The sequence below is a fragment of the Acinetobacter sp. Ac_3412 genome (assembly GCF_013072675.1).
GTDB classification, from domain to species: domain Bacteria; phylum Pseudomonadota; class Gammaproteobacteria; order Pseudomonadales; family Moraxellaceae; genus Acinetobacter; species Acinetobacter higginsii.
Genome location: NZ_LXUJ01000012.1, coordinates 99,118 through 125,388 on the forward strand (window position 1 = coordinate 99,118; position 26,271 = coordinate 125,388).

Below are 26,271 nucleotides of genomic sequence, written 5' to 3' on the forward strand. Positions count from 1 at the left end.
ATTGGTCATAATGTGTAAAATCTATGCATTATAGTGAGTAGATTTCAAGACTTTCACAATGGCAAAAATACTATTCCATCCGTCGGGAAAAACAAAGGCATTCTCCAACTGTACAAAATTGCAGCATATTTCATTTTAATGTTCATATAAATATAAGATTTTAAATAACTTTTAAAAACAACTTTCCAGTCATAGCATCGCTGTACTTTTACTAGGCGAAAATCTTTGAATCTATTAGAATAATCCAGTTAATTCCTCGTCGAGCTCAGTCCTTTGAACAACGATTCTTCTCAACTTCAGCGTGGACTAAAAAACCGCCATATCCAACTCATTGCGATGGGTGGAGCGATTGGTACGGGCTTATTTTTAGGTTCTGCGCAAATTATCCAGTCTGCTGGGCCATCTATTATTTTGGGGTATGCGATTGGCGGCTTGATTGTTTTTCTAATCATGCGTCATTTAGGTGAAATGATTGTTGAAGAACCTGTTGCAGGTTCATTTAGCCATTTTGCTTATAAGTATTGGGGTAAATTTCCAGGTTTTATCACTGGCTGGAATTATTGGGTACTGTATATCCTTGTCGCAATGACTGAGCTAACGGCAGTAGGTAAATACATTAATTACTGGTGGCCACAAATCCCCGCTTGGCAGTCTGTATTGTTCTTCTTTGTCGTGATTACGGCAGTGAACCTAACCAATGTTAAATTCTATGGTGAATCAGAGTTCTGGTTAGCGATCATCAAGGTAACTGCCGTCGTTGCTATGATCTTGTTTGGTCTATTCTTGCTCTTCACTGCGGATGCAAATTCAACAGCCTCATTTAGCAACCTGTGGTCACATGGCGGCTTTTTCCCGCATGGCTTCGATGGCTTGTTCTATATGCTGGCTTTCTTGATGTTTGCCTTCGGGGGTATTGAACTGATTGGTATGGCCGCAGCAGAAGCCAAAGATCCAAAGACCACCATTCCTAAAGCGATTAACCAAGTGGTGATTCGTATTTTAGTGTTCTATGTGGGTTCGCTTGCTATTCTCTTGTCACTTGTGCCTTGGAACCAATTGGACTTAGGTGGCTTAGATAAAAGTCCATTCGTGATGATTTTCAGTCAAATGGGGATTGGTTGGGCAGCCCACCTACTTAACTTTATTATCCTGACAGCAGCATTATCTGTATACAACAGTGGTATGTATGCCAATAGCCGTATGGTATTTGGCCTAGCTCAACAAGGTAATGCACCAAAAATCTTTACCAAAACCAATAAACAAGGCGTCCCTGTTCCAGCAGTCCTGCTCTCGGCATTCCTGATCTTTGGTTGTGTCTTGTTAAACTACTTTGTACCTGAAGATGCACTTGGACATTTGATGTATGTGGTTGTTGGTGCACTGGTTTTAAACTGGGCCATGATCAGTTTGACCCATTTGAAATATAGAAGTCATATCAAAAAAGCTCAAATTAAAACCTCTTACCCTGCTTTATGGTCTCCATTTAGTAACTATTTGGTATTAGGTTTTATTGCTGTAGTGCTGTATATCATGTGGCAACAAGGCTTCAAAGAATCTGTACTGATGATTCCGATCTGGATCGTCGCCATGTTTATTTTCTATAAGTTTTTAAATCGCAAAACTGAAAACTAACAGTTAATCGGTTTCATTAAAAAGTGATTGCTTCTGCAATCACTTTTTTGTTTATAATCATAAAATTATGCGCTTATAGCTTAACTGGATAGAGCAGTTGCCTCCTAAGCGACCGACGTGGGTTCGAGTCCCGCTGAGCGCATAACCCATTAGCATTTTTGTTATATTGCAACAGCACATCGAGCGGCTAAATATCCCAGCTCTTTTCAATAGCAGTAATCTGGCTATAGACACTTTGATATTCAGCCTGCTTTAGCGTACACCAAAGCGTGGCAAAGTCCTTTCCTAAGTATTCGATTAAAACCGAATTGGCTTGGAATAATTGCAAAGCCTGCATTTGCTCAGTCGGCAAGAATACATGCTCACTTTTAAGTTTTAACTGATGCGCTTGCTTTGGAATATCTAATCCCTGTGTTAGACCATGCAATGTACCTATCAAAATTATAGCGACAGCCAAATAAGGATTACAATCAGCTCCTGCCACGCGGTATTCCAGTCTCTGATTTTCTTGATCTGAACATGGAATTCGAATCGCCACATTACGATTATTCAGCCCCCAATTGGCTTCAAGTGGCACATGATTGCCAAATTTAAAGCGTCTAAAAGAATTCAGATTGGGCGCTAAAATCGCCATCGAATCAGGCATCAATAACAGTAATCCACTCACCGCTTTTAATAAATTATCAGAGATATTACCCTGTGATGAGCTAAAAATATTTTGCTGATTGTGATCTAAAAGACTCATATGGAAATGCATGCCACTGCCCGCTTTATGCATATCAGGCTTGGCAAGGAAGTTTGCACGTAGTCCATGCTTATTCGCAATCTGCTTGATGGTTCTTTTCAGCAACATAATCTGATCACATAAGCTCAATAGATCCGTTGTATGTTGCAGATTAATCTCATACTGACCTGAAGAGGATTCAGAAACGATTCCTGTAATTTGAATACGCTGTCGTTTTGCGACTGCTTCGATCTCATTCAGAATATTTTGATAATGATCGGAGGTATTAATATCAAAGCATTGGCTCATGGTTTCTTCAACCTCATCAGCCTCACTTAAGGGATGCAGATAGAACTCGACTTCGGCAGCGATACAGGGAAAGTAACTTTTATCATGAAGTTGAGAGAGGATTTTTTTCAACATATTGCGAGGTTCAAATACGCAATCTTGCTGATGATCATCCTTCATACTGAGCAGTAGTTGGGCTGTTGTTTCTGGCTCAAGTGCGTGTGGTTTCAATGTGCCTAAAACAGGTTCACATAAATGATCAGGCTCTCCAATATACTTACCGAGTCCTGTCTCCTCAATCACTTTGCCATCCAGACTCATGGCATAAATCGACAATGGGAAATAACAACCTTTACTCAGATTTTTGAGGCAACTAACATCTATACGTTTACCGCGTAAATGTCCATTTAAGTCACATAAATAAATATCGACGTGTTGTGTCTGTGGATAATGTTTTAAATAAGTTTCAACTTCTTCTATAAATCGTTTTTTTAGCGTAACACCATTAATATCATTGTTGCAGATTGCCGTTTGAATATACTTTTTAAGCGCAGATGGATGATTGATCTCAACAAGTACAGCACTCATAGCTGAAAGCTCAAGTTATATAGATAGATTTAGCTTAGTTAAAGCTTGGTTAGAAGTAACGTAAACAGTGCGTAAACTCTTGGGGTAATCGAATAAATTTCTTATAACTCGGGCAATAAAAAACGGAGTCAAGCTCCGTTTTTTATTAGATTGAAATCTTTAATCCGCAATGCGAATGATTTTCAACCTTCTGACTCTAATTGCCAACTCTTTCAGTGCATAATTGACTGATACCACCAGCATAAAACCAATCACAAAAGAACCAATCACATCAAACGGAAAATGAACACCGACAAAAACTCTCGATAGACCGACAACTACACTACACAATAATCCGATCAAACCAATCTTTTTAAAGCCCGCCATCCAATAAGAAAAGCCAATAATCACAACCGTTATCGTATGCTGACTTGGGAAAGATGAAGTTGAACCATGGCCAATTAACTTATGACCTAAGTCAATTTGAAATGGGCGAGGATGATGATAAAAGAATTCAATAATGTCGCTTAGAAGTAAAGAAAACAGCACAATCACTAAAGTTTTGGCAAATAAAAGATGATATGTTTTCCATTGGATGACCAATAAAAATACCAGAAAACTGATCAGTACCGTATTCAAATCCTCCGCCAAAAAAATTGCGGCCTTGTCTAGCGCGGCATGCTCCTTTGCAAAAGAATTTATACTATTAAACAAAGAGATATTTAAATCTTTAAAAATCATTTCCTTTTCTATCCACACTATCCATGAAGATCAATGCGCTCAATATACAGGAGAATAATGAAGAAATTATTAATAATTTTTATATTTTATTATTCACATATCCTAAAAGGAATTAAGTTATACATTGCTTTATCAACGAGAAAAACAATTCAAATAAAATCACCAATAAATAGGACAAATTTATCCTATTTATTGATGTTAATTCACTGAAATTTAGAACTTAAATTCTAAACCCGTGCCCGCAATCGGTTGCTTGTCTTTAGCACTTGCCTGCTCGAATGTTGAATATCCAGCATAGCCATAGACTTTCACTTGTTTGTTAAATGAATAGTCGGTACCAAGTAATAATTGATTGGCATCGAAATCGGCCTCATTGCTTTTAAAGCTGGTGCTGTTTTGACTGTATTGTGCTTTCACCGTCCATTTTGACTGATTTGGTAATTTGTATTCCGCACCAATGAGCCAGCCTTGTGAATCATCAATATTACGAATAAATCCTTCTGGATCTAAAGTTGTTGGATCAACAACTTTATTGCCTGGCTTATCTACAATCTTTGATGTCTGATAAAGAGCCTTGATGGCAAGTCCTTCAATTGGTGTCAAACGACCAATCACACGCACGGTATTCGCAGCAGCGAACACTTCATCCACTTGCGTTTCAGTCTCAGCTGCATTTAATAAACCGTGTCCCAAGAAATCACTTGGAATGGCTTTGTCATAACCAACACCAACCAAAAACACAGGATGACTATAGCTCAGCGATGCCGACCATGCATCACCTAGACCACGACCGGCAGCATTCACACCACCACGTTTATCATCTTCAATGCCTCTACTCTCACCTGTTGCAAGTAAAACACTGGCTTCTAAGTTACCACCATTCAAGGCAATTTCAGGTGAATCATAGACCACCACATTATTGACACGATTCTCACCTGTCATAATGCCGGTGATATCCGCTTTATTACTGATATAGTTATTAAAACTATCTACAGGACTGGATAAATCTTTTAACGGTGTATTATGTTTACCAATTTTGACTGTACCAAAACGATCATCTTTTAATCCGACAAAACGATTACGTTGCGACCAATCAGTTTTGTCGCCATCCGCATAAAATGCCCATTCTGCTAAATAAACCGCACTCAAATTTTCGGTTAATTTTTCTTCACCTTTAATTCCAACAAATGAACTATTACTATTTACTTTCCAAACATCATGATCTGCCGAATTTGCATTTTTTTCTGGTAGATAATCAATACTGGCATCAATCTCTCCATAAAATTTTGGTGCTGCAAATGCAGAACAGGTCGCAATACTCATCATTGTCGCGAGTGCAATTTTCATCTTCATTGTTATGTTCCTAACCATCTAAAAAAAGTGTAAAAAATCTCTATTTCGCTGTGTTTCAAGCAAAATTTAGAATTAAGTGGGAATGCGTAAATAAGTATGCTTTTATATTCTCATGAATATAAAAGCATTATAACAATTTGACTTACATATTATAAAATGGAAATACACCAAATATTAAGGCACTGCCCATCAACACGCAGCAAGTAATAAATGCCCATTTCAAAGTGAATTTCTGATGATCCCCCATTTCTACCGCAGCCAAACCACAAAGTAAGTAGGTTGAAGGAACCAATGGCGATAATAAATGAATCGGTTGTCCAATAATCGACGCACGTGCGATTTCAACGGGTGCAATGCCATAGTGTGATGCTGCTTCTGCCAAAATCGGTAGAACACCAAAATAAAAGGCATCATTAGACATAAAGAAGGTTAAAGGCATACTCAATACGCCCGTAATTGGTGCTAGATAAGGTCCTAAGCTAGGTGGAATCACCGCAACGAAACCTTTAGACATGGCCTCAACCATACCTGTGCCTGATAAAATCCCTGTAAAAACACCCGCAGCAAAGATTACACCCACTACCGCTAAGACACTGTCTGCATGCATGGCGATACGCTTTTTCTGCATGTTGACACACGGATAGTTCACCACCAATGCAATACAGAAACCCAGCATAAATAAGATCGACATTGGTAAAATCCCTTTTACCAAAGATGCCATCAAGACTAAGGTCAAAATACCGTTAAACCAACGTAAATGTGGACGTTGTGCTTCTGGATCTTTTGAAATCGAAATATCATCTGCATGGCTAATATCGACCAGTTCAATCACACCTAAACGTTTGCGTTCATACATGCCATACATATAAGCCAAGAAGAATAACCAAGCAGCCGCCACAATCATTGATGGGATCATTGGAATGAAGACTTCACTGGCATCAACTTGTAATGCACTTGCAGCACGGGCTGTTGGTCCACCCCATGGCGTCAAATTCATCACACCACTACAAAGCAACATCAAGCAGGTCATGATCAGTGGATTCATACCGACTCGTTTATAAAGCGGCATCATTGCTGCCACACAAATCATATATGTGGTTGAACCATCACCATCTAAAGAGACCAATAATGTGAGAAAAACTGTACCCAAAGTGATTTTTAATGGATCGCCTTTTACTTTCTTTAAAATCCATCTTACCGAAGGGTCAAATAACCCAGAATCAATCATTAAGGCAAAATATAAAATAGCGAAAAGAAGCATGACGCCTGTTGGTGCGAGCTTTTTAATACCCTCTAACATGGTATTGCCAAGTTCGGCCAATTGAATATGACTTAAGCTGTCAAAATAAAAACCTAAGCCCCAAGCGATAATAGCGAATATGAATGGGATTAAAATTAATGCAACTAATGCACTGAGACGTTTTGACATGATCAAATACATAAAGCACATGATCATGCTGATACCTAAAAAAGTCAGCATTGAATGCAATCCTTAGCATAATAAGTTTTTTTAATGGGTAGACCTACCCTAATCCAGCACAGATTCTATGCGATTTAACTTTAGCTAATTCATTTAATTTAATTATATAGTGAACACAACCATTCACATGAAAAATACCTTAAAAGTATACAAATATACTTTTTAAATATAAGACTCTAATTATTAATATGTTTTTATTAAAAAATATAGATCAATCGATCAAAACACCTGAAGAATAACTAATCAAAATGCTATATATTTAAAATCACAATGCAATATTATGGTGCATTTTTTGATTAAAAAATAACATATTTAATTAAATGATAATTAAAACAAATATCATTCATTTATAAAACTTCTATTGTATTTAAATAAATATCTGTTTATGAGCATTCCAGTAATTATAATAGTCATTATTATCGCGCGATATTAAAATTAAATTAAAAAATTCATATTTTGAGAATAAAACCTATTTTTTAAACTAAATTATCTTATTTTTATCCGCTCGATATTCATTTGGTGAAATCCCCACCCAATTACGATAGGCTTTTCTAAAATTTGAGGTATCCGAAAATCCTAAGCGTTCTGCGATTTCATCAATGCTCAAACTTGTTGCCAAATATTCATCTGCAAGTCGCCTTCTGGTGCTGTCTAAAATCTCTTGATAACTGACTTCAGCATCTGACAAACGGCGGTATAAAGTTCGCTTGGATAAATGCAATTGATCAGCAATCTCTTGTGCGCTCGGAAAGCTGCCCACTGCATCTAATAAGATCAGACGGATTGTTCGGACTAAATCGGGTTCTTGTTCATCATCATCGCTCCCCAACATCCTTTCGCAAAAGGATTGACACATATCTGCAGTAATCGGATTGGCATTCGGACAAGGTTTATCGAGCCAATCAAGATCAAAATGCCATTGCATCACCTCTGCATCGAATTCCACAGGACAGCGAAAGACTTTTTCATATTCATCTGCATAGTCAGGCGCAGGATAAGGCAGTAACAATTTTTTCGCTTGAAAGGGTGCTTCCAAAACACATTCAATCAAGGTTTGCATCGAACTAAACCAAAATTCACACACCAAAGGCAATAGCTTGCCGAGTGCAATAATTTCATGACCTTCAAAAATGGCAACTTGCTTTTGAATCGAAAAGCTTTTCTTGAGTACGGGTGCCGCGAGTTTGATATGACGAATCCCAAACTCTACGGCCTGTTGGAAATTACGAGAGGAAGACAGCGCATAGCCATAAACGCCAAAGTCCGATAGCCGCTGTTTTTGCCCAGCCCGCATGCCAATCAGCGGATCTTTAGATAAACGCTGAATCGTTTGAAAAAGTTGTAATTTTTGATAGGGAGAAATATGAGAAGCTGCACTATTCAGCGCATCTTGAGAAATGCCTGTGCCCGCTAAAACCTCATCCAAACGATAACCTTGCTGTTGCATGGCTTCTAGCAGGCTGGTTAGACCTAAAATCGGCGTACCTTGAGCCAATTGATTTTGATCATAACGCGCTTCAATCAGCATCGGGCTCACATCCTGTTTACGCATTTTTTCACCTCATCCCTTGAGTGATGATGCATAATGGCACTAAATTACCTTTTGTTGTCTCAATTTAACATCGACTACAAATCTCATCAATCATAAAGTCTATTCTACTAATAAGCATGAAAGGAGCAACAATGACACTTTCAACTTCACAACAATTCAGTGATCCTGCAACCGAACATATGTATTCGGTGTTTAAGCAACAGCGTGCTGCTTTTGATGCCAAGCCCTACCCAGATCTCGATGATCGACGTACTAAATTATTGCAAATAAAAAAACAAATTATCCGTTATCAAGATGTGATTGCGACTGCAATTAATACTGACTTTAGTTCACGCTCAGTAGATGAATCAAAACTGCTTGATTTACTCGGTTCAGTGCTTGAAGCAGAACATGCCATTCATCATTTAAGACGTTGGATGCGACCAAGTAAACGTAGCACTGAACTACTATTTTTATCGAATCGTTTACGGGTGCAATACCAGCCTAAAGGTGTAGTCGGTGTCATTGTTCCATGGAACTTCCCTGTTTATTTAGCCTTGGGACCCTTAATTGCCGCAATTGCAGCAGGCAATCGGGTGATGATCAAGTTACCTGAAGTGACTCCAGTAACCAATGCTGTAGTTAAACGGATGCTGGCTGAAATTTTCAGTGAAGATGAAGTAGCTGTTTTTGGTGAAGAGATCCTTGATCCAGCACAATTCACCTCGCTGCCCTTCAACCATATTGTATTTACAGGTTCACCAGCAATTGGTCGGGTGGTCATGCGTGCGGCAGCAGATAATTTAACCCCAGTCACCTTAGAACTTGGTGGTAAATCCCCAGCATTAGTCAGCCGCAACTATCCTCTTGCTGATGCAGCGAAACGCGTTTTACATGGTAAAGCGACCAACTGTGGTCAGATCTGCGTTGCGCCCGACTATGCACTGGTGCCAAAAGAAAAAGTGGATCAATTCGTTGCAGAATGCCAAGCAAATTTCACTACGATGTATGGCAATAATATTAGCCAAAATACAAACTACACTTCGATTGTGAATGATCGTCATCTAAAACGTTTACTCGATATCTTAGATGATGCCAAAGCCAAAGGCGCTCAAATCATTGCCTGTGGTGAATATGATCGTGACAAAGATGCGCGTCGTATGCCAGTGCATATCGTCCTCAATTGCACCCCAGAGATGCGGATTCTTAAAGAAGAGTTATTTGGCCCAGTTTTGCCTGTGGTTGCTTACGGTACAGTGGATGATGCAATTGATTATATTCAAGCGAGTGAACGACCATTAGCCTTATACCTCTTTACCCACGATGCTAATGAACGTGATTATGTCTTAAAGCAGACTCATTCAGGCGGTGTAACCTTAAATGATTGGGGCTGGCATGTGGTCAATCATGATGCACCTTTTGGGGGAATCGGAAACTCAGGCATGGGCACATATCATGGCGAAGAAGGTTTCCGTGAGCTTTCCCATGCAAAAACTGTTTTTGCACGTCATCGCTTCTTCCCAACCCAACTGTTCTATCCACCTTATGGTACTTGGGTACAGAAACTCGCCTTACGTTTCTTCTTGAAACAAGGTGATCCAAATATTAAATAAGATTCGATAATAAAAAAGCCTCATCAAGAGGCTTTTTTATTCTGCAAATGAAACATGAATTACTTCACTACGCCATCTTGTTGGTATTTCGGTGAACGAGGTCCGTAAAGCAAACCCAAACCAGGGTTATGCTGCGTCGGGGTAAAGAGTTGGGTATTTACAATCGTTGCCAAGGGATAAGCACGATCATTTAAGCTCCCCGCAATTTGTTCAACCAATGCCCCGACCAGTGCTGTGAGTAAGTCATTGTTGCCACTATTGCTCGATTGCACGGCTTTCTTTTCACCCGACCAAAGCGTCTCATTGGTGTTTAAATCGACCAGTTTTGCTTCCACACTCACCGTTGCAACACTTTGAATGACTTGATACTGAGAACCATATTCTTTAATTCGAATATACAAAGCCGCATCAGCACCAAAGATTTCCTTCAATTTCTGTGTTGAAATGCTTTGCGCGTCATGACCATTGGTCACGCCATTCTCTTTAAACATCGAATCCACAACAGAAATTGGAAAGACATAGTAACCCGCTTCAGCAACAGGTATAACGACTGTCGGCCAATAGCTATAAGTTGCCTTTACATCAGGAGAATCGTTAACGGGCGGTAATACCAAAATAGATTTCGGCATATGCTGTTTATACGCCGTCATATCCTTATTTACCGCTGGAGATGAAGCACAGCCCGTCAATACCAAACCCGTCAGCAGAAGGGTTGTAACTAAAAAGGTCTTAATCATGGCTGCGTCGATCCCACATTGGCATTCATTTTCCGCAACAACCGATCCATCAATACCGTAGATTCAGGATAAACTTGTCGTTCCAATTGAAAATATTCAACTGCTTTTTGCGCATTATTCACTTGTAAAGATAACAATCCTAGATGTGCATATAAACCTGGCGGAACGGCCAGATTTTTCGCTTTGGCTTTTTCAATTTCCGCTTCTAACTTAATGATTTGTGCACTCGGTGTAGCTTTTTCTGGCTGGTTATACATCAGATAGGTCTGTTGTGTATAAGAACCCCAACTATATAAAGGTTGAGGCCCCGCAGCACAGCCAACCAAGCCGATCGTGATTAAACTGGTGAACAGAATTTTTTTCATTTTACAGCGGTCCAGCCTTATTGCGCAGTCCAACGATTATTCTGAATATCAGTCACTAAGTTATTCACTGCTTCACGTACAGCCAAGTCTAAAACCTTACCATTTAAAGTCGAATCATAAGATGCGGTAGAACCAAAACCGAGTACTTCACGTGCGCTCAATGCATATTCCCCCGCGCCTTGTACTGAATGTACAATCTCTGAAGTTTTTACATCCACAATATTCAAGTTCACTTTGGCATAAGCAATTTGCTGTTTACCGCGCCCTAAAATCCCAAATAATTGCTGATCACCCACTTCTTTGCGACCAAATTCAGATACATCACCAGTGATCACATAACGTGCACCTTTAATGCTTTGAGTGCTGTTGCTAAATCCCACTTCTTGCTTAAGTTCAGACAAATTATCGCGATTTAGAACAGAGAAATAACCCGTTTGCTGTAAATGCGTTTCTAAAATAGTTTTCGCCTGCCCACCAAGACGATCAACATTGTCAGAGAAAATGCCTCTCATATAACTAGAACGGTTATCAAACTTACCAATCGAAACAGGTACTTTTACCCCGTTATATTTAATCTGTTGAACTGCTGCCGTCACTTGAGGACTTTGAATTGATTTAGATGTTTCTGTGGTTGAGCAGGCCATTAAGCCAAAAGTACTGAATACTGTCACCGCTAATAATTTTTTCATTGTCGCTCGATCAAAATAAAGATTAAAAAACGTGAAAATTATAGCTTAAAAACCGTGAACTATCTAACATTTTACAATTCAAGCTCCACCTTTAAATTATCATAAATAATTTTATAATCCAACCAATTAGCTCAACTTAATCCAGATTATTCGCAAAAACGTAACCCTACACCCGCAATAGTAAAAATATACTTGGGCGTCACAGCAGAATCACCGATTTTGGTTCTAAGCTTTTTCACCAAGATACGAAGATAATGGGTATCTTCTTCATGGGTAATGCCCCATAACTCGGTCATAATTTGTTTTTGCGTCACGATCTTGCCCTGATGACGAATCAATAAAGCCAGCAATTGAAACTCTTTTTTAGTTAGGGCAATTTCTTCACCTAGCAATTTAGCAGCATGTTCAGCTACATCGATACAAAGCTGCCCATCATTGAAGACTAAATTATGCTCCAACTGTTGTGGCATATTCCGAAACATCACCCGAATACGCGCACAGAGTTCTTGAATACTAAACGGCTTGGTGACATAGTCATTCGCTCCAGCATCCAATAATCTTATTTTTTGATTTTCATCAGGGCGCGCAGATAATACAATCACAGGAATCGCAGACCACTGTCGTAACTCAATCAAAACTTCTTGCCCATCCATATCTGGTAGGCCAAGATCTAAAATCAATAAATCAGCACCACGTGTCGCCAAAGTCTCCAGCCCCTTCATACCATTTTCCGCGACATGTACCTGATAACCTTGTGCACGTAAAGCGATATCCAGAAATTTTCGAATTTGTGGCTCATCATCAATAATCAGAATCGATGCTTGAGAATTTAATGTTTGCGGCATAAATAATAATTTTAATCCTGATGCAGTGGTAATCGTATTCTAATTAAGGTGCCCTGACCATATGTACTAGCCAAAGCTTCAATACTGCCCATATGCGCACCGATAATGGCTTTGACAATGGCGAGGCCTAATCCGGTTCCTGTTTTTCCCCGATCACCACGTTGCATGGTATAGAACATATCAAAGATTTGCTCTCGCTCCTCTTCGGGAATGCCAACACCTTGGTCGATAATATCAATTTGAAGATAACCGTCATCCTGTTGGATATGTACTTCAATCGGGATATCATCTGGTGAAAACTTGGCTGCATTTTCTAGCACGTTAAATATCGCTTGCTCAATCAACGCAGGATGCACATGCAATTGCGGCAAGTCATCTGTCATTGTGACATCAATATTGACTTTGGGTTGATAACGCTTCAGGCGTTGCGTCGCAGAACCAATCAGTTCTTCGACCCCAATCCAGTCACGACTGAGACTCAAACCTTGGTGGCCGAGCCGGGTCATATCCAGTAAATTTTGAATATAGCGATCCAATCGTTCACCTTCGACATGAATGGTATCTAACAATTCATGTCGGTCCTCCTCGGACATTTGCTCGCCATAGTATTTCAGACTATCTGCAGAACCAATCATTGCCGCCAATGGTGAGCGTAGGTCATGCGAGACTGACGACAATAATGCAGAGCGCAACTTTTCAGTTTCAGCCACCACACGCGAGTTTTCTAATTGTAGAGACAGTTGCACCCGCGAAGCGGTTTGAGCAATATCATCGATCATCAATTCTGTAAGGCGTTGTTGTTCAAAACTAATGCTGTCTGTATTTTGATTAAATCGAATGGCAATGACACCATAGTCCCCCACCAAATTCAGCGGATTAAACCACCATTCGGATTGCGTTAATGTATTGGTAAAACGTCCACAAGGTTTGGCATTTTTCTGGGTCCAACTCGCTGCAATCTGATCTTTTTCATTGAATAAAGAGTGATCACCTAACTCTTGTGTTCCGATCCGTAGCCAAACGGCTGCATTTAAAGAGCTTTCTAAATGTTGCTTGGCGATATTCAGAACTTGTTCAATATCGACACAGCTGGATAGTTTCCGTTCTAATTCTTGCATTTGTAGGGAAACTGAGTTTGCTGCACGTAAGCTCAATACCTGAGCACGTAATTGATTGGCTAAACGACCCACCAATAATGCTGAAATGATAAAGATGATGATGGTCATCACCCCTCGTTCAGCACTGATGCGAAGCGTAAATCGTGGTTCAATAAAGAAATAGTTATACAGCAAGAAGCAAATCAACACACTGATAATGGTGATGAACATCCTTGCTCGCATCGCCACGACAAGCACGGTGACTACAAAGATCAAGGCCAATTCGCTATAACCAATAAAGTGATCACTCACAGTTGCCGCAATCAACCCCAATAGAACAATCAAAATACTTTCGATCATCTCACGTGGATTAAATGCCAAACCTTGTTCTAACCAAGAAGAGTAAGCCTTATCTATCTGTGGTTTAGCCTCAGTATTATTTTTAGCTTTTAAGGGTTGAACAAAAGTAATTTCAAATGGATGCTGCTTTTCTAATAGCTGATCCGCAATATGGTCGGAGAACAGGCGTTGCCATAATGATTTTTTAGGACTTTTCCCCAACAGAATATTCGATGCACCATAATCATAGGCAGCCTGTAAAATGGTCGATGCAATATGATTACTATGTAACAAATAAGTATCAGCACCCAGCTTACGTGCCAAGTTGAATGCTTTGGTCACTGCAAAAACTTGTGTATTCGAATTTTGGCTTTTTTGAATCGAAATCACACTCCAGATTGCATTGCGTCTTTCCGCAATACGATGTGCCCGCCGTACCAGATCTTCAGAAAATTCTGATCCATCAATCGCTAACATCACATGATTTTGAATCGGGATAATCTGCCCTTGTGCAACAAACTTCTCCCGATAATCAATTTCAACTTGCCCTGCAACGGTTTGAATTGCTAAATCACGTAAAGCAGTTAAATGTGCGGGCTTAAAAAAACCTTGCAGTGCATGTGGTGCAACATCGGCTAAATAAATTTTGCCATGATTCATGCGTTCTAATAATTCAGGAACAGGCAAATCAACCAAACGAATATCTTTCAAACGTTTTAATAACGCATCAGGAACCGTTTCACTGACCCGAATGCCCGTGATTTGATAGACCACATCATTCAGACTTTCTAGATGCTGAATGTTTAAAGTGCTATAGACATCAATGCCTGCATCCAATAATTCATTCACATCTTGCCAGCGAAATTCATGCCGGCTATTCGGAACATTACGATGTGCGAGTTCATCTACCAACACAATTTCAGGCTTTAATTTAAGAATTTGATCAAGATCCATCTCTTCCAAAATACGGCCTTGATACTCCACTGCCTTTCTTGGAATCACATTGAGGCCTTGAATCAAGCGCTCGGTATCAGATCGACCGTGAGTTTCTACGATCCCAACCACCACATGTTGCCCTTGCTGCATCAATTCATGTGCTCGAGTCAGCATGGCATAGGTTTTACCAACCCCCGGTGCTGCACCCAAGAAAATGGTCAAACGTCCAGACTGTTCACGCTGGCTATGTGCCAGCCATGCATCTGCTTTGTGATTACGGTCGATCTGCATAAGTGGACTCTACTAACGAGGTGTAGATGACAATTGGTCTAAGGCTAGATTCAACTGCAGTACATTGACTCGTGCTTGCCCATATAAACTAAGCTGTGCAGGCTGAATCTGTTGTTGCACTAAATCTTGCAATTGCTGCTCTGCTAAATGGCGTTGTTGTGCCACTCGTTTCACTTGTAATAATGCACTCTCAGGTGAAATATCAGGATCAATCCCACTGCCTGATGCCGTAACCATATCGTTCGGTACCTGCTGTTCTGAAATGTGATTATTGTGAGCAAATTGCACTGTTCTTTCCTTCATTTGTTTTTGTAAGTCAGGATTAGAAACCGCCAAATTACTGCCTGCCATCCCATCAACATTGTAACTTACCGCACTGGGGCGGCCATGGAAATATTGTTCACCAACAAAATTTTGCCCCACCAAACTTGAACCAACAATTCTGCCATCAAATTCAATTAAGCTACCACTGGCCTGCTTCGGAAAAATTAACTGGGCAATCGATATACTCACAGCAGAATATAAGACACCTGCGACAAGGAACCCCACCAAGATCAAACCAAGGCTTGGACGTAAAATTGCATGCACTGGATTGGATAATGGTAGGTCCTGTTTATTCAATTGCTCATGATTCAATAAAGTATTCATCTCTCACTCCTAAATCCACAATGACACAACAAGGTCAATCAACTTGATCGCAATAAACGGAAAGATCACGCCACCTACACCGTAAATCAGCATATTACGGCGTAACAATTGCAATGCACTGGCGGGTTTGAATTGCACACCTCTTAATGCCAATGGAATCAGCATCGGAATAATCAACGCATTAAAGATCAATGCTGAAATTACTGCACTGCTTGGACTACTGAGTTGCAGAATATTCAACACCCCAAGTTGTGGAATTGCTACTGCAAACAATGCAGGTAAAATCACAAAGTATTTGGAGACATCATTTGCCAGAGAAAAGGTGGTTAAGGCGCCACGGGTAATCAATTGCTGCTTCCCAATTTCCACCACATCCAGCAGTTTGGTTGGATCGGAGTCCAAGTCCACCATGTTGCCTGCTTCCTTGGCTGCTTGGGTGCCTGAATTCATGGCCAAGCCGATATCCGCCTGTGCCAGAGCTGGTGCATCATTGGTACCATCACCGACCATCGCCACCAGTTTACCCGCAGCTTGTTCTTTACGGATACAAGCCAATTTATCTTCGGGTTTGGCCTCTGCAATATAGTCATCCACACCCGCTTCTGCGGCAATCGCTGCTGCAGTCAACGGATTGTCTCCTGTAACCATAATGGTTTTGATACCCATCTCACGTAACAGTGCAAAACGTTCTTTAATCCCAGACTTGATTACATCCGAGAGCTCAATCACCCCTAAAATGCTGTGATTCGAAGCCACTACGAGTGGTGTTGCCCCTTTTGATGCCACTTGTTCGACACGAGTCTTAAGCTCAACGTTATCCTTAATATCTTGATAGGTGAATTTAAGAATGGCGTCGACAGCACCTTTTCGAATTTTTTGCCCTGTGACCAAATCCACACCAGACAACCGTGTCGAGGCACTAAACTGAATGAATTCGGCATCTTGAGGCTCACGAATGCTCTCTCCCATTTCTTTACCCAAACTCACCACGGATTTACCTTCAGGAGTTGGATCAGCAAAAGAAGTCAGCATGGCTGCTTGGCGTAACTCACTTGGGCTCACGCCAGCCAATGGATAAAAGGAGGTCGCTTGGCGGTCGCCATAGGTAATCGTGCCGGTCTTATCTAACAGCAACACATCAATATCACCCGCAACTTCAACTGCTTTCCCTGATTTGGCTAAGACATTGGCTTTTAAAGCACGGTTCATCCCAGCAATCCCAATTGCAGGCAACAAGCCCCCAATCGTGGTTGGAATCAAACATACCAACAGTGCAATCAACAAAACCATACTGATTTTGATCCCGACCATGGAACCAATAAAAGGTAATGTTGCCACCACCACAATAAAGGTAATGGTCATGATATTGAGCAAAATACTCAATGCAACCTCATTCGGTGTTTTTTGGCGGTTAGCGCCTTCCACCAATGCAATCATACGGTCTAAGAAACTATGACCAGCTTCATTACTGACCCGAATAATAATTTCATCGGACAAGACCTTTGTCCCACCAATGACCCCTGATCGATCGGTATGAGCTTCACGCAATACAGGTGCAGACTCACCGGTAACAGCTGATTCATTGATGGTCGCAAAGCCTTGAATAATTTCACCATCCGCAGGGACTATCTCACCTGCTTTAACAACGACGAGATCATCTTTTTTAAGTAGATTCGCAGAAATCGTATTCGGTACCGCATTTAAATCGAGGATACGATTTGCAGTTAAGTTTTCACGCGCTTGACGCAATGATGCTGCTTGTCCGCGGCCTTTGGCTTCTGCAACCGCTTCTGCATAATTGGCGAATAAGACCGTCACCAATAGAATCAAGCTCAGTACCAAACCAAAACCTAAACTGGTACTCCCCATCAAGGTTGCAATAATCGTTAAGATTGTTCCCACCCAGACACAGGCCATCACTGGGTTTTTAAAAGCATACTGTGGCAACAGTTTATGAAAAGTTTGCTGAATAATTTCTTTATTCAAAATATCCATTTGTTGTGTCGCATTTGAATGTTTCATTGTTGTCGCTCCACGCTTAAACTTTCACAGATAGCACAGATAAATAATCAGCAATTGGCCCAATTACCAACACTGGCATGAATTGCAATAAGGTGAGAATCAACACGATTCCGATTAAGGTCAGTGCAAAGGTCGGTGACTCAATATGTAAAGAACCTTTGCTTTCTGTTGCTTGTGGTTTGGTTGCTAAACTGACTGCAATCAAGACTGGAATAATCAGCACGCTGTAACGGCCTGCCAATAAAGCGACACTGGCACTCAGATTCCACCATAAAGTGTTATCACCTAAACCTTCAAAACCAGAGCCATTGTTGGCATAGGCAGAGACATATTCATAAAATACTTGGCTGATGCCGTGAAATGCTGGATTTGAATTCCCTGTAATCGATGGAAATGCAATGGCGATCGCAGTTAAGCCAAGAATCACCACGGGTTGCAGTAAAATTACCAAAGCCAATAACTTAATTTCAGTCACTTCAATTTTTCGGCCGAACAACTCAGGGGTACGTCCCGTCATCAAACCTGCGATAAATACCGCTAAAAACAGGTAAATAAAGAACTGTAATAGCCCACACCCTATGCCGCCCCAAATGGCATTGATCAACATATTGCATAGTTCAACCAATCCCGTCAGTGGTGAGGCAGAATCATGCATCATATTGACCGAACCGTTATTCACTTGCGTGGTCAAGCTTCCCCACAATGCTGATGTATCCGCACCGAAACGAAGCTCTTTCCCTTCCATCAACGCAGGATTAGCACTTAAAGATGATTTTTCGGTCCACAACGTTAATGAGGTTGAAGCCAACGACATCAGCAACATGCTGCCAAAAATCATCCACATCAATTTCTTGCGTTGAATAAAGCGCCCGACCATAAATACTGCCGACAACGGAATCAGTAAGATCGCGATCATCTCGATCACATTGGATAACGGCGTTGGATTCTCTAAAGGCACACTACTGTTTGGGCCATACCAGCCACCACCATTACTCCCCAATTGTTTAATCGCCACCATCGGCGCAACAGGGCCCAATGGAATATATTGGTTTTTTACTTCTGTGCTTTGATCCAAGACCTGCGCTGTTGGACCGGCAGATAGTGTTGCAGGCACGCCTTGAAAAGTGAGTAGCAAAGAAAAAATAAGACCTAATGGAATAAAGAATCTAAATAATGGTCGGATGATATCCATCCAGTAATTACCTAAATTAATCGTATTCCAATTTTTTTTATCCGAGCCTTCTTCTCGACCTGATTGCAAAAATAAAGCTCGCAACATTGCCACCAACAAAGCCAGCCCAATAATTGGCGATAAATATTGCAATCCAACAATGACTGTCATTTGCGATAGATAAGATAGTTGAGCCTGTCCTGAATAGTGTTGTTGGTTGGTATTGGTCAGAAATGAAATGCTGGTATGTAAAGCCAGATCCCAATTCATATTCGGGATATGATCAGGGTTGAGTGGTAACCATGCTTGAGTCATTAAAATGGTGATGCTTGCAGCAAGCAGTAAAATATTACTGAGCACAAATGCCGTTAAATATTGTCGCCAATTCATTCCACTACGCTTAACACCCAACACAGCATAAATGGGTTGTTCAATCCATTTAAACAACGCGTCACTTTTCATTGGCTTTGCTTGCATCACATCTGCAAGATAAGCACCGAGCGGATAAGCCAGCAGTAATGAAAGGACAAATACAGAGATAAATTCCCACATAGCATATGCCATTTAAAAATAGGTTAGCGTTAGTATGGAAATGAAGGACGTAAATTCTCTATATTGAAAAAACCAGTAGACGTAAATTCTGCGTAAAATTATTCAACGATGTTCTAATGCGCTGAAATTTTTACCTAAAAAGAAAATATGGAGAAATAAATCTCATTTTTTACAAAAAATCTTTGACCAAATAAAAAACTTTTTTGGGAAAAATGCAAAAAAGAACGATTACTATTTTAAAATAATAATTTATATTTATCATTATTTTACAAATAAAAACACATATGTATATAAATTTTTTAAGATTTATTTTTATCCATTTTCATCTAATCCAGCGTACTGCTTAGTTCATTTAGAACATTTACTCTTATTTTAATTATGGTATTTTTGTTACATGAAGTTATAGCCAATCACGATAGATAACTTTTTTGTTGTCAGATCATAGCTTCTTAACACTTAAGAATCTTGAAGTTCAAGGAAAGATTACAATGAAATTAAAACATCTTAGCACTGCCATGATCTTAGCAACGCTACCTGCAACTGGAGTTTTTGCAGCAGCGTTAGACCGTTCAGGTCAATCTATGTCTGCATTTTTACAGCCGGGTAACTATTTTGAAGCTGGTCTTTCGGTTCTAGACCCAACAGTTAAAGGTCAGGAAGCTGGTACATCAGCAACTACTCGTAAAATTGGCGATATGGGTGATGATTATTATTTCCCTAGCGCAGCATTAAAACTGCAACTGACTGATAAATTCTCTTTTGGTCTTCTTTATGACCAACCTTATGGGGCCGATGCGCAATATACTGGCAACAACGTTTTTGTATCGAATCCTGGTGCTGATACTGTTTTACCACAAGATCGTTTAGATGCTTTAGCCAATGCAGGTAAGGCTAAAGTAGCAGCTTATATGCAATCTGACGCGGCTAAACAAGCAATTGGGACACTAATGTCTCAAGGCCTATCTCAACAAGCAGCAACTCAAGCTGTTTTAGCAGAAGCAAGCAAACCACTTCTTGCAATGCAAAAAGGTCTTGCAGATGCAAATGCTTCTTTAGGTGTTGGTAACACTGCTGTAGAAGTGGATACACAAAATATTTCACTGGTATTTGGTTATCAACCTATACCAAACATAAACCTTTATGCAGGTGGCGTATATCAAACTGTAAAAGGTAAAGTAAACCTTCGCGGTACTGCATACAGTATTTATAACGGTTACGATGCTGATATCAAAGAAACTGGTGGTGCGGGTTGGTTAGTGGGCGCAGCTTACCAAATTCCTGAAATTGCACTTAAAGCATCTGTAACTTACCGCTCTGAAATTGATCATAAAGTAAATATCAATGAGAATTTCTCTGTAACTTCTGCATTGACAAATAACCCAGCAGTTTTAGCAGGTTTACTTGGTATTACCCCAGCTCAAGCTTTAGCTCAAGCTCAAGCACTTGAAGAAGGTAGTGTTGGTAAAAAGACTAAAATTACGACACCTCAATCTGTAAACTTAGATTTCCAGACAGGCATCATGGCGAACACTGTTGCATTTGCAAATGTTCGTTGGGTGAACTGGAAAGACTTCGCAATTCAACCATATAAATTTGGTTTATTATCTCAACAAATTGGTGGCTTAGTCGGTCGTCCAAATGGTTTCAACCTAGTTGAATATTCGGATGACCAATGGTCTGTAAACGCTGGTGTTGGCCGTAAACTGAGTGAACAGTGGGCTGGTAACGTTTCTGTGGGTTGGGATTCTGGGGCAGGTAACCCTGTGACAACTTTGGGCCCAACAGAAGGCTACTGGAACGTTGGTGTAGGTGTTCAATTTAGCCCGACTCCTGCAACCTTTATTGCTGGTGGCGTGAAGTATTTCTGGTTAGGTGATGCTAAGGCACAAACTGGTGCTCAAGCTGGTGGCAATGAATACGTTGCGAAGTTTGAAGACAACAATGCGATCGCATACGGTCTGAAAATCGGTTACCGTTTCTAATTATTTATCTTAAAAAAGGCCATCTTATGATGGCCTTTTTTATTATGCTTTAATCAACAAAATCAAATTAATAGATCAATAAATACACACCCTCTTATATATTTAAATGCATCAATAGAAAACATGAATGCTCAAGCATTTTTCGTGACTTTATCAGTTCATTTATTGACATTTGTAAAATATTTAAGCGCATAAAAATTATGATACTTTTCGCGCCATTCTGTTACAAAGTGATTTGAGAGAACATATTAATGAAGCTGAATGCTATTCAAACGGCTCTTCTACTTAGCTTAGTTCCAACAACGACAACATTTGCCGCAGCACTGGATCGCTCAGGTCAATCAATTGCAGCATTTTTACAGCCAAATAACTATTTTGAAGCAGGTCTTACTGTTCTTGATCCCAATGTATCAGGTAAGGACACATCTCAAAACAATACAGGGAATATGGCGAATCATTATTACTCTCCAAATGCTGCCCTAAAAATTCAAGCAACGGATAAATTCTCGATTGGTTTGATCTATGACCAGCCTTATGGTGCTGATGCAGAATATACAGGCAAAAGTAACTTTATCGAAAGCCGTCCTTTGCCTTTTAAAGGTGGTACATCAGTTACGGTCGATACTGAAAACTTAAACTTGTTATTCGGTTATCAACCAACACAAAACTGGAACATTTATGCGGGTGCAGTTTATCAAACCTTAGACAGCACCGTGTTATTACGTGGTCAGAGCTATAGTGCCTATAGTGGTTATGATTTTAAAACAGGCCGTGATGAAGCAGTCGGTTGGTTAGCAGGGGTTGCTTATCAAATTCCTGAAATCGCACTCAAAACCTCTTTGACCTATCGTGCCAAAATCAAGCATGAAATGAATGCTTATGAAACGCATGGCATTGCAGGTATGACTGGTAATGCTGGTTTTGATGCGATTTTAAATAAAATCAATCATTCAACAGGCACAACTGAAATCACCACCCCTCAATCGGTTAATCTTGATTTTCAAACAGGGATTATGGAAAACACAGTTGCGTTTGCGAATTTACGCTGGGTGAACTGGAAAGATTTTGCCATTCGTCCATATAAATTTGGTGCTGCTTCAACATTACCTCCTATCGTTGCTTCAACAGGTAAAAAAGACGGTTTTGATCTGGTTGCATACACCGAAGATCAATACTCAATTACCGCAGGCGTTGGTCGTAAACTAAATGATCAATGGGCAGGAAATGTATCTGTGGGTTGGGACTCTGGTGCAGGTAACCCTGTAACCACACTGGGCCCAACTGAAGGTTATTGGAATGTCGGTATCGGTGTTCAATATAGCCCTACACCTGCGACTTTTATTGCGGGTGGCGTGAAATACTTCTGGCTCGGCGATGCCAAAGCTCAATCAGGTTCACAATTCAACACACCAGGTTATGTGGCTGAATTTGAAAATAATGATGCCATCGCTTATGGTTTAAAGATTGGGTATAAATTCTAAGAAATCTCCCCTCACCCTGAGCCACGACTGAAGTGGCGCAAGGTGAAAAAGCCCCCCTCCTTTTCTAAAGGTGGGCTGGGGAGGATTAATTACTCTGGAATATCACGTTGTGATACCGAACGAATCGCCTGTTTTAATGCCTCATAACCATGCAATGGTGGGAACTGTGGAAATTCTGCAATCACATTGGCTGGTGCATCAAATAAGAAACCATGATCAGCTTCACCCAGCATCGTGGTATCGTTATAAGAATCACCTGCTGCAATGACACGGAAGTTCAAACCATGCAATGCTTTTACCGCCTGACGCTTTTGATCAGGTTGACGTAATTTATACGCGGTGATCATGCCATTTTCATCAGTTTCAAGCTTATGACAGAAAATCGTTGGCCATCCCAATTGCTTCATGAGTGGATGCGCAAACTCATAAAAAGTATCAGATAAAATAATCAATTGGAAATGAGTACGTACCCATTCAACAAATTCTTTCGCGCCTTCAAATGGCCCCATATCTGCAATCACGGCTTGAATATCATTCAATCCCAAGCCATGTTGTTTTAAGATATTCAAACGTTGTGTCATCAGTACATCGTAATCTGGAATGTCACGTGTAGTTGCTTCGAGTTCTTTAATCCCTGTTTTTTTTGCAAAGTTAATCCAGATTTCTGGAACTAACACCCCTTCAAGATCTAGGCATACGATTTCCATGAATGCTTCCAATGTTGGTTAAAAATTGCTGTATCATAGCACTAAGATTATTCAATTTTTGCGCTGTTGTTGAATAAAATCATTTTATTCTGCAAGATTAAAATCAATGACAAGCACACTACTTTGCTTCCATTGATTTACAATTGTGCCCAAGCCTATCGCCAGGAACATCCATGACTGTTATTCCGACTATTGACCTTGTAGATGCGCTCGCTGCTGAATATGCAGATAAATCGCCACGAGAAATTTTAGCACTTGCGTTAAGCCAGCAAGGTGAAATCGCAATTTCATTTTCAGGCGCAGAAGATGTTGTTTTAATTGATATTGCTTCTCGTCTTGGCAAGCCCTTCCGTGTTTTTAGTTTGGATACGGGACGTTTACATGCAGAGACTTACCAATTCATTGAAACTGTTCGTAAGCACTATAAGATCGATATTGAAATTTGCTTCCCTGAATCTGCTGCAGTTCAGCAATTCGTGACTGAAAAAGGCTTGTTTAGCTTTTTTGAAGATGGACATCAGGAATGTTGTGGAATCCGTAAAGTACAACCTCTACGCAAGAAACTGGCAACATTAGATGGATGGATTACTGGCCAACGTAAGGATCAGAGCCCAACCCGTAGCGAGGTACCTGTGGTTCAAGCTGATGCTGGTTTTTCTGGTGAAGGCAAGCAATTGATCAAATATAACCCGCTTGCAAATTGGAGCAGTGCCGATGTCTGGAGTTATATCCGCATGATGGAAATTCCATATAACCCATTGCACGAACGCGGTTTTACTTCAATTGGTTGCGAACCATGTACACGTGCGGTGCTGCCAAATCAACATGAACGCGAAGGTCGTTGGTGGTGGGAAGAGGCCACGCATAAAGAATGTGGTTTGCACGCAGGCAACCTAAAAAAATAATCAATTACAGATTTGGTATATTAAAACCACTGATTCGTCAGTGGTTTTATTTTTCCTGACTCGCCTGTCTAAAGTCATATTTTAACCAGAACAAACAGTATATACTGCGCAGAACGGTTCCAATAATTCTAATAAGAGCTCTTCGAGAGTATCTTAGAAAAAATGCGATGAGAGGCTAGATCTGCTATGCGCCCACTACACCCCATTGATTTTATCTTTCTCTCGCTAGAGAAAAGGCAACAGCCTATGCATGTAGGCGGATTGTTTTTATTCGAGCTTCCAGAGAATGCATCACCCACGTTTGTGCACGATCTCGTCAATGAAATTCGCCAATCAAAAAGTATTCCTGTCCCACCATTTAACAATCAACTGAATGGTTTGTTCTGGGGTGAAGACAGCGAATTTGATCTGGATCACCACTTCCGCCATATTGCGCTACCAAATCCTGGGCGTATCCGTGAATTACTAGTTTATATTTCACAGCAGCATAGCTCCTTGATTGATCGCGCCAAGCCTCTTTGGACCTGCGACATTATTGAAGGCATTGAAGGCAACCGTTTTGCCATGTATTTCAAAATTCACCATGCCATGGTGGACGGCGTCGCAGGTATGCGCCTAATTGAAAAATCACTTTCGCAAGATCCAAATGAAAAGCATGTAGTGCCACTCTGGTGTGTAGAAGGTAAACGAACCAAACGCCTCAAAGCACCAAAGCCGCCGACTGTCAGCAAAATCAAAGGTGTGATGGAAGGGATTAAATCTCAGCTTGAAGTTGCCCCTAAAGTCATGCAAGAGCTGTCGCAAACCATTTTTAAAGAGATGGGCAAAAATCCAGATTATGTCTCGACCTTTCAAGCACCACCTTCTATTCTGAATCAACGCGTGAGTTCTTCACGTCGTTTTGCCGCACAATCCTTTGAACTCGGTCGTTTCCGTCGTATTGCCAAATCTTTGGGAGTAACGCTCAATGACGTGATTCTAGCGGTATGTTCAGGTGCTTTACGTGAATACCTCATCAGCCATAACAGCTTGCCAAAGAAACCTTTAATTGCGATGGTTCCAGCATCACTGCGTACCGACGATTCTGATGTCAGCAATCGTATTACCATGATTTTGGCCAATCTTGCGACCCATATTGAAGACCCAATTGAGCGTTTAGAAGTTATTCGCCGTAGCGTACAGAACTCGAAACAGCGTTTTAGCCGTATGACTGCCAATGAGATTTTGAATTATAGTGCAGTTGTGTATGGTCCAGCCGGTTTGAATATTGCATCAGGCATGTTACCTAAGCGTCAAGCCTTTAACCTTGTCATCTCAAACGTACCAGGTCCGCGTGAACCTTTATATTGGAATGGTGCAAAGTTAGATGCGCTCTACCCTGCATCGATTGTGATGGATGGACAGGCTTTGAATATCACCATGACCAGTTATTTAGATAAACTGGAAGTGGGTTTGATTGCATGTCGTAATGCTTTGCCAAAAATGCAAAATTTACTGACCCATTTAGAAGAAGAAATTCAACGCTTTGAGCAAGCGATTCAAGATTTACCACAGAAAGTGGCGAATTAAGGATTG

At 40.5% G+C, this 26,271-nt stretch carries 20 protein-coding genes and 1 tRNA gene; 7 read left to right on the forward strand and 14 right to left on the reverse strand.

The features are described 5' to 3' along the window. The first annotated feature begins 273 nt into the window (after positions 1-273). The gene (locus A7P54_RS15770) at positions 274-1,632 is read left to right on the forward strand and encodes an amino acid permease (RefSeq protein ID WP_004803037.1); all 1,359 of its coding nucleotides are present in this window, start codon (positions 274-276) and stop codon (positions 1,630-1,632) included. A gap of 69 nt (positions 1,633-1,701) precedes the next feature. Further along, positions 1,702-1,774 (forward strand) — tRNA-Arg (locus A7P54_RS15775). Between the two features lie 45 nt (positions 1,775-1,819). On the opposite strand, the gene A7P54_RS15780 is transcribed toward A7P54_RS15775, so the two are convergent. The 5 genes from A7P54_RS15780 to A7P54_RS15800 all read right to left on the reverse strand — a co-directional run bounded on the left by A7P54_RS15780 (position 1,820) and on the right by A7P54_RS15800 (position 8,313). After that, positions 1,820-3,232, reverse strand: coding sequence for a glutamine synthetase family protein (locus A7P54_RS15780; RefSeq protein ID WP_171550130.1), 1,413 nt, complete (start codon positions 3,230-3,232; stop codon positions 1,820-1,822). Positions 3,233-3,391: 159 nt separating this feature from the next. Beyond that, a complete protein-coding gene (locus A7P54_RS15785; RefSeq protein ID WP_171550131.1) occupies positions 3,392-3,952 on the reverse strand; it encodes an undecaprenyl-diphosphatase in 561 nt (186 codons plus the stop codon). Positions 3,953-4,165: 213 nt separating this feature from the next. After that, the gene (locus tag A7P54_RS15790) at positions 4,166-5,305 is read right to left on the reverse strand and encodes a porin (RefSeq protein ID WP_171550132.1); all 1,140 of its coding nucleotides are present in this window, start codon (positions 5,303-5,305) and stop codon (positions 4,166-4,168) included. 142 nt (positions 5,306-5,447) lie between these two features. Then, complete coding sequence (locus A7P54_RS15795) at positions 5,448-6,785, reverse strand: CitMHS family transporter (protein ID WP_171550133.1); 1,338 nt, start codon at positions 6,783-6,785, stop codon at positions 5,448-5,450. Between the two features lie 481 nt (positions 6,786-7,266). Next, on the reverse strand, positions 7,267-8,313 hold the full coding sequence (locus A7P54_RS15800) for an AraC family transcriptional regulator (protein WP_252728625.1): 1,047 nt from the start codon (positions 8,311-8,313) through the stop codon (positions 7,267-7,269). 155 nt (positions 8,314-8,468) lie between these two features. Here A7P54_RS15800 and A7P54_RS15805 point away from each other — a divergent pair, with 155 nt between their 5' ends. Beyond that, positions 8,469-9,929 (forward strand): coniferyl aldehyde dehydrogenase, encoded by a 1,461-nt coding sequence (locus tag A7P54_RS15805; RefSeq protein ID WP_171550135.1) that lies wholly within the window; start codon positions 8,469-8,471, stop codon positions 9,927-9,929. A gap of 59 nt (positions 9,930-9,988) precedes the next feature. Here A7P54_RS15805 and A7P54_RS15810 read toward each other — a convergent pair whose 3' ends face one another. From A7P54_RS15810 to kdpA, 8 genes are all read right to left on the reverse strand, one after another. Continuing rightward, a complete protein-coding gene (locus tag A7P54_RS15810) occupies positions 9,989-10,666 on the reverse strand; it encodes a GNA1162 family protein (protein ID WP_171550136.1) in 678 nt (225 codons plus the stop codon). Next, positions 10,663-11,031: a DUF4810 domain-containing protein gene (locus tag A7P54_RS15815; RefSeq protein ID WP_005322632.1), complete on the reverse strand. Its 369-nt coding sequence runs from the start codon at positions 11,029-11,031 to the stop codon at positions 10,663-10,665. Before A7P54_RS15815 ends, A7P54_RS15810 begins: the two co-directional genes overlap by 4 nt. A gap of 17 nt (positions 11,032-11,048) precedes the next feature. Next, entirely contained in the window at positions 11,049-11,720 is a 672-nt protein-coding gene (locus A7P54_RS15820; RefSeq protein WP_005322629.1) for a CsgG/HfaB family protein, read from the reverse strand. Positions 11,721-11,866: 146 nt separating this feature from the next. After that, on the reverse strand, positions 11,867-12,565 hold the full coding sequence (locus tag A7P54_RS15825; protein ID WP_171550137.1) for a response regulator transcription factor: 699 nt from the start codon (positions 12,563-12,565) through the stop codon (positions 11,867-11,869). Positions 12,566-12,576: 11 nt separating this feature from the next. After that, positions 12,577-15,228, reverse strand: a complete 2,652-nt coding sequence (locus tag A7P54_RS15830) for a sensor histidine kinase KdpD (protein WP_171550138.1) — start codon at positions 15,226-15,228, stop codon at positions 12,577-12,579. Positions 15,229-15,240: 12 nt separating this feature from the next. Continuing rightward, the gene (kdpC, locus tag A7P54_RS15835) at positions 15,241-15,876 is read right to left on the reverse strand and encodes a potassium-transporting ATPase subunit KdpC (protein WP_171550139.1); all 636 of its coding nucleotides are present in this window, start codon (positions 15,874-15,876) and stop codon (positions 15,241-15,243) included. Positions 15,877-15,885: 9 nt separating this feature from the next. Further along, complete coding sequence (gene kdpB, locus A7P54_RS15840; RefSeq protein WP_171550140.1) at positions 15,886-17,898, reverse strand: potassium-transporting ATPase subunit KdpB; 2,013 nt, start codon at positions 17,896-17,898, stop codon at positions 15,886-15,888. Positions 17,899-17,914: 16 nt separating this feature from the next. Continuing rightward, positions 17,915-19,621: a potassium-transporting ATPase subunit KdpA gene (kdpA, locus tag A7P54_RS15845; protein WP_216077140.1), complete on the reverse strand. Its 1,707-nt coding sequence runs from the start codon at positions 19,619-19,621 to the stop codon at positions 17,915-17,917. A 488-nt stretch (positions 19,622-20,109) separates the two neighbouring features. Between kdpA and A7P54_RS15850 the strand changes: the two genes are divergently transcribed. Further along, positions 20,110-21,603 (forward strand): outer membrane protein transport protein, encoded by a 1,494-nt coding sequence (locus A7P54_RS15850; RefSeq protein WP_171550142.1) that lies wholly within the window; start codon positions 20,110-20,112, stop codon positions 21,601-21,603. 251 nt (positions 21,604-21,854) lie between these two features. Then, complete coding sequence (locus A7P54_RS15855) at positions 21,855-23,084, forward strand: outer membrane protein transport protein (RefSeq protein ID WP_171550143.1); 1,230 nt, start codon at positions 21,855-21,857, stop codon at positions 23,082-23,084. Positions 23,085-23,173: 89 nt separating this feature from the next. Here A7P54_RS15855 and thrH read toward each other — a convergent pair whose 3' ends face one another. Further along, positions 23,174-23,791 (reverse strand): bifunctional phosphoserine phosphatase/homoserine phosphotransferase ThrH, encoded by a 618-nt coding sequence (gene thrH, locus A7P54_RS15860; protein ID WP_004652299.1) that lies wholly within the window; start codon positions 23,789-23,791, stop codon positions 23,174-23,176. Between the two features lie 173 nt (positions 23,792-23,964). On the opposite strand from thrH, the gene A7P54_RS15865 reads away from it, so the two are divergent. Together A7P54_RS15865 and A7P54_RS15870 are read left to right on the forward strand one after the other, a co-directional pair. Next, positions 23,965-24,696, forward strand: a complete 732-nt coding sequence (locus tag A7P54_RS15865; RefSeq protein ID WP_005206012.1) for a phosphoadenylyl-sulfate reductase — start codon at positions 23,965-23,967, stop codon at positions 24,694-24,696. Between the two features lie 186 nt (positions 24,697-24,882). After that, positions 24,883-26,265, forward strand: a complete 1,383-nt coding sequence (locus A7P54_RS15870) for a wax ester/triacylglycerol synthase family O-acyltransferase (protein WP_004802995.1) — start codon at positions 24,883-24,885, stop codon at positions 26,263-26,265. The last annotated feature ends 6 nt before the right edge of the window (positions 26,266-26,271 follow it).